The sequence below is a fragment of the Chromohalobacter beijerinckii genome (assembly GCF_023061185.1).
Taxonomy (GTDB): domain Bacteria; phylum Pseudomonadota; class Gammaproteobacteria; order Pseudomonadales; family Halomonadaceae; genus Chromohalobacter; species Chromohalobacter beijerinckii.
In genome coordinates this window covers 1-12300 of sequence record NZ_JAKGAK010000001.1, presented here as the reverse complement: position 1 = coordinate 12300, position 12300 = coordinate 1, and the positions used below count along the sequence as shown (strand labels likewise).

Genomic DNA, 12300 nt, shown 5'->3' with positions numbered 1-12300 from the left:
TAGTCAAGACAATAACTTGCCATGTCGGTCATTGCGGTGACCGGCACATCCACCACGGAGGGCATCATGAGTCACGACTTGCATGAATCGCTGCGCGACAACGTCCGCATCCTCGGCGATAGCCTAGGGCGCACCATTGCCGATGACCTGGGCGATGGCTTCGTCGATAAGATCGAGACCATTCGCAGCCTGGCCAAGCAAGGGCGCCAGGAAGACAGCGAAGGCCGCCGTGAATTGATCGAATACCTGCGCGCGCTGCCCGAGCAGGATTTACTGCCGGTGACGCGTGCCTTCAACCAGTTTCTCAATTTCTCCAATATCGCCGAGCAGCATTACCGTGCGCGTTTTCGTCGTGTCGAGGACTACAAGCCCGGCACCCAGCCCGATCTCGGCGAGCTATTCGGACGCATTCGAAGCGCTGGTCATGCGCCGCGCAAGCTGGTCGAGACGCTGGCCGCCATGCGTGTGGAACTGGTGCTCACCGCGCATCCCACCGAGGTCATCCGGCGCACCCTGATTCGCAAGTACGACGCCATAGACGAGTGTCTGACTACCATGGAAGGCGCCACCGAGCGCGAGGAGATCGCCGGTCGTGCCCGAGGACGGCTCGAGGAGCTGATCAGCCAAGCCTGGCACACCGACGAGATTCGCCACGAGCGCCCAACCCCGGTGGACGAAGCCAAATGGGGCTTCGCGGTGATCGAAAACTCGCTGTGGCAAGCGGTGCCTGATTTCCACCGTGAGCTCGATGATCTCTTGTTGGCCTCCGCTGGTGAACGCTTACCGCTGGACGCCGCGCCGCTGCGTTTCGCGTCGTGGATGGGCGGTGATCGTGACGGCAATCCCAACGTCACCGGGCGGGTCACCGAGGAAGTCTTGCTGCTGGGACGCTGGATGGCCGCCGATCTCTACGCGCGTGACCTGCTGCGCCTCAAGTCCGAGCTCTCGATGTGGAAGGCCAACGGCGCGTTGCGCGCCGAGGTTGGTAGTGACCCCGAACCGTATCGGGCCTTGCTCAAACGCTTGCTGGCAAGGGTCGAGGCGACACGCGATTGGGCCAAGGCGCGTCTCGACGGGCGCCCGTTCGATAGCGATATCCCGATCATCGAAACGCGCGATCAGCTCTATGCGCCGCTGTTGTCCTGCTATCGCTCGTTGTGCGACATGGGCCTGGATACCATCGCCAATGGTAGCCTGCTGGATACCCTGCGGCGCGTGGCGGTGTTCGGTGTCTCGCTGACCAAACTGGATATCCGCCAGGAATCCAGTCGTCATGCCCAGGTCTTCGACGAGTTGAGCGAATGCCTCGGCCTGGGCCGCTACCGCGAGTGGGATGAAGAGCAGCGCCAGGCCTTCCTGCTCGAGGAGCTGGAATCGCCGCGTCCGTTGATCCCCCGGCGCTGGGACTGCTCGGCGGAAACCCGCGAGGTAATCGATACCTTTAGCGTTATCGCTCGAGAACATCGCGAGGCGCTGGGCACTTACGTCATTTCCATGGCGGGGCAGCCGTCCGATGTGCTGGCGGTAGCGCTGTTGATGAAGGAAGTCGGCGGCGACATGCATCTCCCTATCGCGCCGCTGTTCGAGACGCTCGATGATCTCAATCGCGCCGGCGATGTCATCGCGCGATTGCTGTCGTTGCCCGGTTATCGACGCATGGCAGGCGATGGCCAGGAAGTCATGATCGGCTATTCGGACTCGGCCAAGGACGCCGGTCAGCTAGCTGCCGCCTGGGCTCAGTACCGCGCCCAGGAACAATTGGTCGGCATTTGCCGCGAGCACGGCGTCGCGTTGACGCTGTTCCATGGGCGTGGCGGTACCGTGGGACGCGGTGGCGGTCCGGCGCATGCGGCGATTCTTTCGCAGCCGCCGGGGTCGGTGAATGGTAGCCTGCGCGTCACCGAGCAGGGCGAAATGATCCGCTTCAAGTTCGGCCAACCGGATATCGCCCTGCGCTCCATGGAGATCTACGCGTGCGCGGTGCTCGAAGCCACGCTGCTGCCACCACCCGATCCCGAACCGGTATGGCGCGAGGAAATGGATCGGCTGTCCGATGTCGCGCACCGTGCCTACGTCGGTGTCGTGCGTGAGGATCCCGACTTCGTGCCGTATTTCCGCTCGGTGACGCCCGAAAGCGCGCTGGGCCGCCTGCCGTTAGGCTCGCGTCCCGCGAAACGGCGCCAGGAGGGCGGCGTAGAATCGCTGCGCGCGATTCCCTGGATCTTCGCCTGGACACAAACGCGGCTGATGCTGCCGGCCTGGCTGGGCAGCGGCGAAGCCTTCGCCACGCGTCTCGCCGAACCGGATGGCCGCGATCGCCTGCGCGACATGCGCGAACGCTGGCCGTTCTTCGGTACTTACCTGGATATGCTCGAGATGCTGCTGGCCAAGGCCGATCCAGACATCGCCGCCTATTACGAGCGCCGTCTGGTCGACGAGCCGGCGCTGCAAGCCTTGGGCAAGTCGCTGCGCCAGCGCTTGTCGCATCTGGAAACGGCGCTGCTGGATATCCTCGACCAGGATGAACTGCTCGAGCACACGCCGTTGATTCGCCAGGCCATCGAGGTGCGCAACCCCTATATCGACCCCTTGCATGGCTTGCAGGCAGAGCTCTTGCAGCGTAACCGTGACGCCGACGGCGCCATCAGCCCCGAGCTGTCGCGGGCGCTGATGGTGACCATGGCGGGGATTGCGGCAGGCCTGCGCAATACTGGCTAATCACGCTTGGCGGGCGTGAGCAGCGCCCGGGTCAGTATGCCGCCGACGAGACCCCAGAACGCGGCGCCGACACCGAGTAGCGTCACCCCCGAGGCGGTGATGAGAAAGGTGACCAGCGCCGCATCGCGTTGGGTCGCGTCGTGCAGGGCGTTATGCAGGCTACCGCCGATGGTGGTCAATAGCGCCAACCCCGCGATGGCCAGTACCAGAGGGCCGGGCAGGGCGGCAAACAGCGTGCCGATGGAACCGCCGAATACCCCCGCCAGCAAGTAGAACGCCCCCGCGCAAGCGGCGGCCATGTAGCGTCGTTCGGGGTCGGGATGCGCCTCGGGTCCCATGCAGATGGCGGCGGTGATCGCCGCCAGGCAGATCGAGAAGCCGCCCAGTGGCGCCAATATCAGCGTCGCCAACCCGGTGCAGGCGATCAGCGGCGATAGCGGTGGCGTATAACCGGCCGCTCGCAAAGTCGCCACGCCTGGCGCATTCTGGGACGCCATGCTGACCACGAACAGCGGAATGCCCACGCCGATCAACGATGACAGTGTGAAGCGCGGCGCAATCGGTTCAGGCATGTCGATGGCCAGCGTGACACGTGTCGTGTCGATGCCGCCTTGCAGTCCGGCGACGGCCAACCCCGCCAGGAGGACACCGAGCACCGCGTAGCGGGGGCAATAGCGTCGCCCCAACAGATACGCGATGCACATGGCGCCCACCAGGGTGAGATTATCCTCGAGGGAAGCGAAGGCCTCGAGCCCGAAGCGCAGCAACACCCCGCCCAGCATGGCAGCGGCAAGGGCATAAGGAATGCGCTCCATGAGCCGCGCGAAAATCCCCGTGATGCCGCATAACACCATCAGTGCGCCCGAGAACAGAAAAACGCCAATGGCCTCGGCAAGCGTATAGTCGCCGAGGCTCGTCGCCAGTAACGCTGCGCCGGGTGTTGACCAGGCAGTAAGCACCGGCACGCGATAGTAAAGCGACAGCCCCAGTGAAGTGACGCCCATGCCCAGCCCTAGAGTGCTCAGCCAGCCGCCGATCTGCGCAGGGCTGGCGCCGGCAGCCTCGGCCGCCTGAAAGACGATCACTGCCGAACTGGCGTAGCTCACCAGCACGGCCACGAACCCCGCCACGGTCGCCGAGACGGAAAGATCGCGTACGAAAAAAGGCTGACGCATGGTGGCTCCTTGCCCAGGCGATGGTCTGATTTTGGCGTTCTGTGCGTTATAACGCACGATAGCAGCGCCGACGATGACGTACAATTAATCTGCAGTGCATTAACCCGCAGTGCATTAATCCACGGTGTAGGCCTTGTCTGAAAAGTCGACGAGCGATGATCAGGCAAGGCAAAAATCGGCGAAAAGACGGAGTTTACAATGGTAAATGAGTACTTTGAGCCAATTTTTAACACAGCATGGTCGAGCGCAGACACTTTTCGGACAGTGCCTAGTCATTCCAAGGATGGTTTTTCGGAGGTCAGGGATATGCAGGAACCGACACCGCACATTGCCGCGACACTCAAGACGCTGCGCGCCGCGCAAGGCTGGAGTCTGGATCGGGCATCTCGCGCTACGGGGGTCAGCAAGGCGATGCTGGGGCAGATCGAACGTGGCGAGTCGAGCCCGACCGTGGCGACGTTGTGGAAAATCTCGGGCGGGTTCCGAGTGTCGTTCTCGCTTTTCTTCGAACAGGCCTCGGTCGAGGGAGGCCCGCCGGGTAACGCCGCGACGACGATATTGGAAGACGCCGCCGCCGGCATGACGGTGACACCGCTCTTCGCTTTCGATCCGGACCTGTGCTTCGAGATGTTCTTGATCGAGCTGGCGCCGGGCGCGTGTAGCGAGTCATCGCCCCACGAGCGTGGTGTTGTCGAGCACGTCGTGGTACTCGAAGGCGTGCTGGATTTGGGCCTCGATGGGACGTGGGACGCGCTCGGCATTGGCGAGGCGCGCCGTTTTGCCGCCGACCGTGAGCATGGCTATCGTAACCTTGGCGATCATGCGGTGCGCTTTCACGACATCATTCATTACCCGCAGGTTTAGCCTCGGGCCGGTATTTCTCCAGCAATGCCCAGAGGATGGCTGCGCTGTGCGCATCCGGATAGCCGTCATGGCGCATGGGGCGAAAGTGCATCTGAAAGGCGCGCAAGGTATCGCGTGTGAGCGCGTCGAAGCGGCCGGTGACATCCACGGGATAACCGTACGCCGCCAGCGCGCGCTGCCACTGGGTCAGCGAGGGCGGCGACGTCATGAAGCGCCTCTGGTAGGCCATCACGCGCTCTGTCTCCGGCCAGGCGCCGATGCCGGCCCGATACAGGCGATACCAAGGGAAACGCGGGCCCGGGTCGATCTTGCGTTGCGGGGCAATATCGGCGTGTCCCACGACATCCACGGGATCGATGTCGTGGCGTTCGATTATATCGCGCGCCAGGGCAATGAGCGTGTCGATCTGTTGCGCGGGGTAGGGCGTCCAGGTACGTCCACGGGGCGTGTCGCGTGGCCCTCGGTTGACGATCTCGATGCCGATGGAGGTGTCATTGAGGTTCGAACGCGACCCCCAGGCGCTAGCCCCGGCATGCCAGGCGCGTCGTGATTCATCGACTAGTTGATAAACCCTCGGCGTTGCCTCGCGCGTCACCAAATAGTGTGAGCTTACGCGCGGTCCCGTCAGAGTGCGGAGCGAACGCCGTGCATTGCTGTCGGTGTAATGCAGTACCAAGTGGTGCACGCGACTGCTCTGTGCCGTGGACTGATAAGAATGATCGACTCGGTAGCCGTCACGCGACTCGGTTGTCGGTGTGCCGCTGCACGCCGTCAGCGTGAACAGGCCGACGACAACGAGGCAGGCCAATGGAAGGCAAGGTATGGGTAGCCGCCAGCGCGCTGGGTGCGAATGGAAGCATGGCGTCGGCATGGCGGCGTCTCCGGCGTTAACTCATTACAGTGCGGCATACCAGTGGGCGATCAATATGCCCAGGGTAAGCGTCAACGAGAAGCTCAGCATGGTGCCCAGCAAAACGTACTCGGTGAGCTTGCGGTCGCGATCCTCACGCAGATCGCCGAAACGCAATACCGATTTGGCGGCCAGCAGGAAGCCAATGGGCACGAGTTGATCGGCCAGCACGAAGGTTAGCACTAGAAACCGCTCGAGCATGCCGATCCGCGCGCCCGCATCGGCGAGCGTACCGCTGTTGTCCACGCCATGGCTCCAGCGCCGCATGATCAGGGCGATGAGAATCGAGAACGGTCGCATGACGATCAAATACGCCAAGGCCACCAGCAGGGTTCGAGGATGCAATAGCCATGCGACGGCGTGGCCGAGCCAAGCGCCGTCACCGACCAGCCATGCCCAGGCGATGACGAGCACGCTGACATGTAGGGCTTGGTCGACGACGAAATAACGCACGTACTCGGCCGGGGCGTGGCTCTTGAAGGCATCGATGACGAGATGCGTGACGGCGATGAAAGCCGCTCCCAACGAGGCGGTGGCAAGGGATTGAGAGCTGATGAATACCAGCCAAGTCAATGCGCCATGCACGCCGGCATGCAAGTAAAGGGCTCGGGAACGTTGGCGTCGAGCGTTCTTGTCGCGAACCCAGGCAGCGCTCTGGAGCAGAAAGTCACCGGCCAGGTGCGCGATCAGCAACAGCAACAGCGTGGTCAAGGAAGAGCCAATCATCGTGAAGCCTCCATGATGGCGGCAATACGTTGCTCGACATGCGCGAGATACTCCTCGATCAGCGGCCAACGTGCGGCGTGCAAGCGTTGGTGGATAGTCGATTGCGCACGCCCGAGGCGTTTGGCCAAGGCTTTCTGGGTTTCGGCATGCTGCAGTTGCCAGTACATTACTTCAGCGGCGTTATGGGTCCAGCCCTGGAGGGTGGCATCGGCGAAACGCGTTAACAGGGCCAGGGTGTCATCGGGTTCGGGCAATGACAGCGCAAAGCGCGTATCGCCCTCGCTCAAGGCATCCAGGGCCTGGCCGGAGCGCACGTAGACCTCGCCATTGGCTGAGGCGAAACGTCCCGTTTTGGGTAAATGCCCCGAGCCGATGGCCACTGCGATGCGGGCGTCCCAGGTCTCGCGCCGCGAAGGGGAATGCCGTATCAACGCGGCACGAGTCAGCACGGCGGCGGTCATGGTCTGCACGGGCGAACGCAAGGCGACTTGAAAGCCATCGCCTCGATAGCGGTCCACGCATGCCCCGTATTGCGATTCGAGGAGCCCTAGTGCGCTTTCGAGCGCTTGATCGAGCCGCGTTTGGTCATTGATGCGGCGTGACCCGACGATGTCGCCGGTCAGTACGCTGAGTGGGATTTCATCCATATTTTATCGCCTTTTAATACGATATTTGGCAATAATAGTAGAATAATTATATAAGTCTAGCTACTCGTAAAATGAATCGATTATTGAACTAAGCTAGAGCGATATCCTGTATACTGTAATTATATACAGTATTTTGGGCATGCCAACCCCGCAAGGGGCCACCGTGTCGGTGGAGCGAGGTTGTAATCAGGGGGGCTGCTATCCGGCGTGGGTCTCAAGCGCTTCGACGGGTGACGAGAGCATACGCGCCTGGGTGGTATTGCGGCCCTGGGCTTTGCAGGCATACAGGGCTTCATCGGCGCAGGCAATCATGTCGTCGATGTCTGCGCCGACGCCGGGAGGACTCGTCACGACTCCCACGCTGACGGTCACGACGTTGGCGGTGGGCGAGTACTCATGCGGGATGCCCATGGCCTGGATCATGCCACGCATGGCATCGGCCAAGCGCCAGGCCTCTTGACTAGGGGTGTCGATGAGTAAGACGAGAAACTCCTCACCTCCCAAGCGAACGACGATGTCCGTTTCACGACGGAAGGTATCGCGCAATACGCCCGAGATCTGCACCAGACATTCGTCGCCGGCTGGGTGACCGTAGTAGTCGTTATAAGGTTTGAAATGGTCGACATCCATCATCAGTACTGAAACCGTACAGTCGAGACGTCGTGTGAGGGGCAGAGCGACATCGAGCCGATTTTCCAGCATGCGGCGATTGCCCAGTTTCGTGAGCGGATCGACCAGCGATTGTTCCAGCAACTGGGCATTGTGTGTTTTGAGGTCCTCGACCAAGTGCTGGAACTGGCGTGCCAGCTCGCCGACTTCATCGCGGCGTTCGGTGAGGTAGGTCGTCATCATGAGATGGGTATTGTCACCTTCATGCAGTCGACGAGCATGCTCCGAGAGCCGCCGCATGGGGTGCAAAAGGTCCCTTTCGATTCTCAGTAGCACCCAGCCTGAAGTCAGCGATACCAGCAGTAGCAGCGCGATGACCTGTATGGGCCAGGGCCAGTGCGCCCCACCGACTCCCCAGCCGAACAGGCCGCTGCCCATGAAGGCCAACACACTCAGGCGGGCCCATCGCCCCTTGAAGATAAGTGGTTGTTTTCCCTGCATCGATATTATAGACATTAGTATCCATGCCGTTTTTTATGAAGCGGTCAGTCTAAACAGTCAATCGATGTAAATAAAGGTATCATATAAGTAAAGCAAAATTAATTTTCATGAGTTGATGTGGATCATTTTAAACAGACGTTTAATAAAAGCGTTATATCAACTATGACATTGAAGTTGCGTTTCACTTTTAAAGTATCGGTTCAATTTGTGGGGGAGGAAGGAGTGGAGTGGATACATGATAAGGCATGTCTGACATGCTCGGGTCCACTTGGCGTGAAGCATGGCGCATAAAAAAGCCCCGCTGCTGGTGAGCGGGGCGATAAAACGTCAGCTAGTCAAGAAAGAGCTCTTAGAAGTTGAGACCGAAGTTGGTCTGCACGCTGGTGTGCCAGCCATCATCGATCGGTGAGCCGAAGTAGTTGAGTGCGTTCTTGTTGGAAACGACACTGAACCAGGCATAGTAGGGCCCGGCCGTGACCTTCATACCCAGATCGTTGAGCATCGGATCATCGACGTTACCGTAACCGCCATTGACTGGCGAGTAATCGTCTGCCGGGCTGATATAGCTGAAGTCGTTGTAGAAGTAGAGGTTATCGATGTCACCCCAGTTGACGTTCATGCTGTAGCCTAGGCTGGCGGAATACATCTGGCCTTCGGCGGGGATCAGGTAGTTGAAGCCGAATGCACCAATTTGCATAACATCATCGGAGATACCGCTATTGGCAGGATTCTCGGCGTCGTATTCGTAAGCGGTGGCCTGCAGTTGTGTGAGCCAGGAGCCGTAGCTACCGTTCAAGCCCACGGCGGCCTGCCAGTTGCTGCCGCTGTCGTGAGTGTAATTGTTGTAGAGCTGACCGCCCTTGGCCGAGAAGTTGATCTCGGTGGTGTAGTCAGTGCCCTGGCCGAAGGTATAGGCGACACGGCCGGCGAGCTGGTTTTCTGCCGTATTACCTTGGCGTGTGGGGTTGCCATCCTCATCTACCGGAGTTTCGCCAATGGGGTTGGCACCGTAGTGCTCGTTGCCGTCACCCAACTGGTCGCTCTTGAAGAAGGCCAGCGAGGTATCCCAGGCGCCCTGGCTATGATCCCACTTGATACCGGCGTTCTGGTTGTCATTGAAGCCGGCGAGATACGGCAGGTTGCCATACCAACCCAGGTAGCCGTAATCCATGTTGCCGAACGGCGTCTGGACCAGGCCCACCTTGACGGTGTCGTTGTCGCTGGCCTGATAGCCCATCCAGCCACTCTTCAGGAACTGGTAACCGTCGTAGAATCGGTAATCGAACCCGTAGAGGAAGTTGCCGTGCTCACCGTTGAGGGCGAGGACGAACTTGCCGAAATCCATGTCGCCAGCGGTGTCCTTGCTGGGCTCACTCCAGTCGTTGTAGCTCGCGTTGAGCTGGAGCGTACCGCTGATCTGGGAATTCTGGATCGAATCGATCAGTGAGCGGTTTTCCTCGGCGAGGTCACGCGTCTCTGAGGTCGCCTGGCTGCTGTCGGCGGTCGTGGTCGACTGCTGAGCGTCGAGTTGCTGCTCCATACGCTCGACTTGCGCGCGTAGGGCATCCAACTGGCGCTGCATGGCCTCGGTGTCTTGTTGTGCCAATGCCGGCGCAGCAAAAGCCAGTGTGCCGGTAACGCCCATGGCGAGGCCGGCTGCCTTGAATGATAGTTGTGCCACTTTTTTTCTCCGTTTCCTGCTTAGGGTCGTGAGTCGTCGGATGGGCTGGGTAGCCCTTGCGAACTGACGCCAGGGAAACGCTGAATCGCTTGCTCTAGATGAGCACACAACGCCATGCCATGCACGAAGACGCGCCCCAGAAAACGAGGGCGGTTCCCATGCTTCGCGAGCCATGCGTTGGATATGATTCAGGCGTTCCCTTGATTGCCTTTATTTTCGTTATGAGCAGCATCATACCTAAATCTTGCCGTTACATAAATAGGTGTTATGGAATGGCAGGGGATTCCCCGTATGAGCGCTTATGAAGGGCCCTAAAAGCATTTCGCAGGGGGGCAAACGATCGTGAGATGACGCTGAGCGCTCGATTGACGATAATGCCTCACCAACCCACGCCTGATGAACAGAAGGGCGAGTGTGGTGAGGAAGCAAGCAGACAACATGGACAAGGAGAACGAGATGCGCCAAGTATGGCTAATGGCGATTCTAGTAGGCGGTATCGGAGCAAGCGTGTCGGCGTGCAGTTACACGCCCGCGCGTATCGACCCCGAGCCCGTTGTTGAAGTCGGTGATGGACACCATGACCACGATGAGCGACATGAACATGGGCATGGCGGTGATTTCTGTCCGCCCGGACAAGCCAAGAAAGGCAACTGCTGAAGCGCGATGTATTGTGGGCGGCCATCTAAAGCTCGTTATAGCAGCTCCCGCGTGGTCGTTTCGTGGTGACCGTTTTCAGCATCATAAAAACGCCATGGTCGGTTATTCCGACCATGGCGTAAGATTCCGCGCTCCCTTGGCGTCTTCCTGACGCACCGGTACTTTACCGGTTCCCGTGAGCCTCCTAGCTCAACATGCTTCCCTAACGCGCTTAACGACAGTGTCCCTTGTCTGACGAGCAATGGCCTGCTGAGCCATGCATCGCCACTGCCTGTTGTACCCAGTCTCTGTGACAATGTCGCGTCACGGATGTGACGTTTACATGGTCACTTTTTGATGGCCGCTTCTAATAGTCACTTCTGTTAGTATTTCGCACTTTTGATACAACACACTCAACGGGAACACGGCAATGAATGCGGTTATTTTGGCCGTTCTGGTCATGGTGGGGCTCGCATTGGCGCGAGTATCGGTAGTGTTTGCGCTTATCGTGGGCGCCTTGGTGGGCGGTTTGGTCGGCGGTCTGGGACTCGAGGATACGCTGGCCGCGTTTAACGATGGCGTGGGAGGCGGCGCCAAGGTAGCGCTGGCCTACGCAACGCTAGGGGCGTTCGCAGTGGCGATTTCACGCTCAGGACTTCCCGACTTATTGGCTCAGCGGTTGATTCGTCTGCTCGGCCACGAAGCGTCATATAAACGTCAATCGGTGGTGAAATACATCCTGCTCGTGGCGTTGCTATTAGTAGCAATTTCCTCGCAGAACCTGATTCCCGTGCATATTGCCTTCATTCCCATTTTGGTCCCGCCGCTGCTCAAGATCATGAACCCCCTGCGTCTGGATCGACGCATGGTGGCCTGCGTGCTGACCTTCGGCCTAACGGCGCCTTATATGTTGTTACCGGTCGGCTTCGGGGCGATCTTCCTCAACGATATTCTGTTGGCCAATATCAACTCGGCGGGCGAGGCCGTGGGGCTCGAGGTAACGCGTGGCATGGTACCGCTAGCCATGGGCATTCCTGTCGCGGGTATGGCGCTGGGGCTCTTGGTGGCTGTGCTCTATTCTTATCGCAAGCCGCGTGATTATGAAGCGCGCGATGTCGTGACGAGTAACGTCCCGCATCATTCCGGAGAGGTTAGCCTCCACACTCGCGGGTTAGTAATGGCCGTCGTGGCCATCGTCGCCGCCTTATCGATTCAATTGTATAGTGGCTCGATGATCATGGGCGGGCTCGTTGGCTTTGCCTTGCTCTCGCTGGGCGGCATCTTCAAATGGCGTGAAGCCGATGACCTCTTCACCAGTGGAATGCGCATGATGGCGCTAATTGGCTTCATCATGATTACGGCGGCGGGGTTTGCCTCGGTCATGCAAGCCACGGGTGAGATCGACACGCTGGTCGAAAACGCCTTTGCCATTATCGGCGATCATCAAGGCCTTGCCGCATTGATCATGCTGCTGGTCGGCCTGTTCATTACGCTGGGAATCGGCTCGTCGTTCTCGACGATTCCCATCATTGCCGCGATCTATGTCCCACTAGCCGTGCAATTCGGCTTCTCGCCCATGGCCACGGTGGCACTGGTAGGCACCGCCGCGGCGTTGGGGGATGCCGGCTCGCCGGCCTCCGACTCGACGTTGGGGCCGACTTCGGGACTCAACGTCGATCGCCAACACGACCATATCTGGGACTCGGTCGTCCCCACCTTCATTCATTACAATATCCCGCTCATCGTCTTCGGCTGGCTAGCGGCAATGTGGCTTTAAATGGGCATGCTGCTTTGAAGGTGAGACCTGATAAAGTCGCTTCGCTTGCTTGAAAG

The 12300-nt window shown here is 59.7% G+C and carries 10 protein-coding genes; 4 read left to right on the top strand and 6 right to left on the bottom strand.

What is annotated here, in order from left to right:
* The first annotated feature begins 66 nt into the window (after positions 1–66).
* Positions 67–2718: a phosphoenolpyruvate carboxylase gene (gene ppc / locus L1075_RS00050; RefSeq protein WP_246939036.1), complete on the top strand. Its 2652-nt coding sequence runs from the start codon at positions 67–69 to the stop codon at positions 2716–2718.
* On the opposite strand, the gene L1075_RS00045 is transcribed toward ppc, so the two are convergent.
* Positions 2715–3893: a benzoate/H(+) symporter BenE family transporter gene (locus L1075_RS00045; RefSeq protein WP_246939033.1), complete on the bottom strand. Its 1179-nt coding sequence runs from the start codon at positions 3891–3893 to the stop codon at positions 2715–2717. The genes ppc and L1075_RS00045 overlap by 4 nt on opposite strands.
* A 306-nt stretch (positions 3894–4199) precedes the next feature.
* On the opposite strand from L1075_RS00045, the gene L1075_RS00040 reads away from it, so the two are divergent.
* Complete coding sequence (locus tag L1075_RS00040; protein ID WP_040243603.1) at positions 4200–4757, top strand: helix-turn-helix domain-containing protein; 558 nt, start codon at positions 4200–4202, stop codon at positions 4755–4757.
* Here the strand turns inward: L1075_RS00040 and L1075_RS00035 are convergent.
* The 5 genes from L1075_RS00035 to L1075_RS00015 form a co-directional block, all read right to left on the bottom strand.
* Positions 4735–5628 (bottom strand): N-acetylmuramoyl-L-alanine amidase, encoded by an 894-nt coding sequence (locus tag L1075_RS00035; RefSeq protein ID WP_246939030.1) that lies wholly within the window; start codon positions 5626–5628, stop codon positions 4735–4737. The genes L1075_RS00040 and L1075_RS00035 overlap by 23 nt on opposite strands.
* 24 nt (positions 5629–5652) lie before the next feature.
* On the bottom strand, positions 5653–6393 hold the full coding sequence (locus L1075_RS00030) for a DUF3307 domain-containing protein (RefSeq protein ID WP_040243601.1): 741 nt from the start codon (positions 6391–6393) through the stop codon (positions 5653–5655).
* Entirely contained in the window at positions 6390–7040 is a 651-nt protein-coding gene (locus L1075_RS00025; protein ID WP_246939027.1) for a hypothetical protein, read from the bottom strand. The genes L1075_RS00030 and L1075_RS00025 overlap by 4 nt, the downstream gene beginning before the upstream one ends.
* A gap of 198 nt (positions 7041–7238) precedes the next feature.
* On the bottom strand, positions 7239–8165 hold the full coding sequence (locus L1075_RS00020) for a GGDEF domain-containing protein (RefSeq protein ID WP_246939025.1): 927 nt from the start codon (positions 8163–8165) through the stop codon (positions 7239–7241).
* A 334-nt stretch (positions 8166–8499) separates the two neighbouring features.
* Complete coding sequence (locus tag L1075_RS00015) at positions 8500–9831, bottom strand: hypothetical protein (protein WP_246939022.1); 1332 nt, start codon at positions 9829–9831, stop codon at positions 8500–8502.
* A 456-nt stretch (positions 9832–10287) separates the two neighbouring features.
* On the opposite strand from L1075_RS00015, the gene L1075_RS00010 reads away from it, so the two are divergent.
* Together L1075_RS00010 and L1075_RS00005 are read left to right on the top strand one after the other, a co-directional pair.
* Positions 10288–10488 carry a hypothetical protein gene (locus L1075_RS00010; RefSeq protein ID WP_098060090.1) on the top strand — a complete coding sequence of 67 codons (201 nt, stop codon included), beginning with the start codon at positions 10288–10290 and terminating at the stop codon, positions 10486–10488.
* Positions 10489–10897: 409 nt separating this feature from the next.
* Entirely contained in the window at positions 10898–12244 is a 1347-nt protein-coding gene (locus L1075_RS00005) for a Na+/H+ antiporter family protein (RefSeq protein WP_040243598.1), read from the top strand.
* Positions 12245–12300 lie beyond the last annotated feature (56 nt).

Excerpts from the sequence above, each read along its gene's own strand:
- ppc (WP_246939036.1), top strand. The coding sequence starts at position 67 with ATGAGTCACGACTTGCATGAATCGCTGCGCGACAACGTCCGCATCCTC.
- L1075_RS00045 (WP_246939033.1), bottom strand. The coding sequence starts at position 3,893 with ATGCGTCAGCCTTTTTTCGTACGCGATCTTTCCGTCTCGGCGACCGTG.
- L1075_RS00040 (WP_040243603.1), top strand. The coding sequence starts at position 4,200 with ATGCAGGAACCGACACCGCACATTGCCGCGACACTCAAGACGCTGCGC.
- L1075_RS00035 (WP_246939030.1), bottom strand. The coding sequence starts at position 5,628 with ATGCCGACGCCATGCTTCCATTCGCACCCAGCGCGCTGGCGGCTACCC.
- L1075_RS00030 (WP_040243601.1), bottom strand. The coding sequence starts at position 6,393 with ATGATTGGCTCTTCCTTGACCACGCTGTTGCTGTTGCTGATCGCGCAC.
- L1075_RS00025 (WP_246939027.1), bottom strand. The coding sequence starts at position 7,040 with ATGGATGAAATCCCACTCAGCGTACTGACCGGCGACATCGTCGGGTCA.
- L1075_RS00020 (WP_246939025.1), bottom strand. The coding sequence starts at position 8,165 with ATGTCTATAATATCGATGCAGGGAAAACAACCACTTATCTTCAAGGGG.
- L1075_RS00010 (WP_098060090.1), top strand. The coding sequence starts at position 10,288 with ATGCGCCAAGTATGGCTAATGGCGATTCTAGTAGGCGGTATCGGAGCA.
- L1075_RS00005 (WP_040243598.1), top strand. The coding sequence starts at position 10,898 with ATGAATGCGGTTATTTTGGCCGTTCTGGTCATGGTGGGGCTCGCATTG.